The following is a 1,247-nucleotide window of genomic DNA, read 5'->3' on the forward strand; positions in this document are numbered from 1 at the left end:
AATGCCAAACTTTGTCCTTCTTCAATAAACCACCCAGCAAATGCAGGAAGCATATTTACAGGTAGACTCATAGACCCATGCAGGTGACCTGAGGCATAAGCCATTGGTTCACGAATATCGATAAGATGATCAGCACCGCAGCTATTGAGTTGATCGAGCGAAAGATTACGAGGGCGCATAACGACTGGTGGGGCTTCACCACCTTCCATATTTAGTCGCTCCATTAACCTAAAGTAAGGTGGTTGGTAATGGTTTTCGCTCACTTTAAAATCAATAAAGTCATCACGGTCTGTAATTTGTAAACGCGGATTGTTCAATCTTTCGTGGCCGACGGTAGAGAACTCACGCTCTGCCATCCCTGAGCCACAGACTGACCCAGCACCGTGAGCAGGATAAATAATGGCTTGATCGCCAAGCGCTAAAATATCTTGTAGTGAATCATAAAGCAGGCCTGCCACTTCTTCGCGGCGATCAGGATAGAAGTCAGTACGCCCAACATCTCCCACAAATAGCGCGTCGCCAGTAAAGACACCAACCGCTTTTTCTGGGTAGGCGGTATCAAATAGAGCATAAGCAAGGTGGTCATCAGTATGGCCGGGCGTTTCTAATACGCGAATTTCAAGTTGACCAATAGTAAAGCAATCACCATTACGCGCCGTCTTAGCATAGACAACCGGTCGCTCTGAATTGGGACCATGTAATACAGTGGCTCCTGTCATTTCTGCCAAAATTGGTGCACCAGAGACCAAGTCTTCATTACGATGAGTCTCAAAAATATGAGTGATCCGAAGTCCTGCTGCGCGTGCCTTTTCTACATATATCGCGCAGTCACGACGCGGGTCTATCACCGCAGCTTGACCACCAGAACCCACTAAATAAGAGAGGTGTGAAAGACCAAGTGTTTTAATCTTTTCCAAAAGCATCATTGTATCCTTATTATTATAATTTAAATCAGACGGCTACTTTCTATAGCGAGCTATCATTAATTAGCTCAATAGCAAAGAGCTATGTGAACTTTTTAAAAGTACCATATTATTTTAATGCTTATCAATATACAATAACATATATTAACCTAGTCGAACCCTTAAATACCTATGGCAATTTAGCAAGTACCATTTCATTATGATTCTCATCTGTCCCAAATTGCTTGTCTCTTAAAGGTAGGTAGTAGTTTTGCAAAAGCAAGTTATTGTCACTCTATCCATCCACCCTTTATGCTACAGTCTGAAAATCTTTATCAATATACT

Annotated in this window: 1 protein-coding gene; it reads right to left on the minus strand. The window is 42.5% G+C overall.

The window, feature by feature from the left end:
- The coding region (locus JFC05_RS12620) for an MBL fold metallo-hydrolase (RefSeq protein ID WP_265091146.1) at positions 1–926 on the minus strand (926 nt) is incomplete at its 3' end.
- Positions 927–1,247 lie beyond the last annotated feature (321 nt).

It is taken from the genome of Psychrobacter celer, from assembly GCF_016107555.1.
Taxonomy (GTDB): Bacteria; Pseudomonadota; Gammaproteobacteria; order Pseudomonadales; family Moraxellaceae; genus Psychrobacter; species Psychrobacter celer.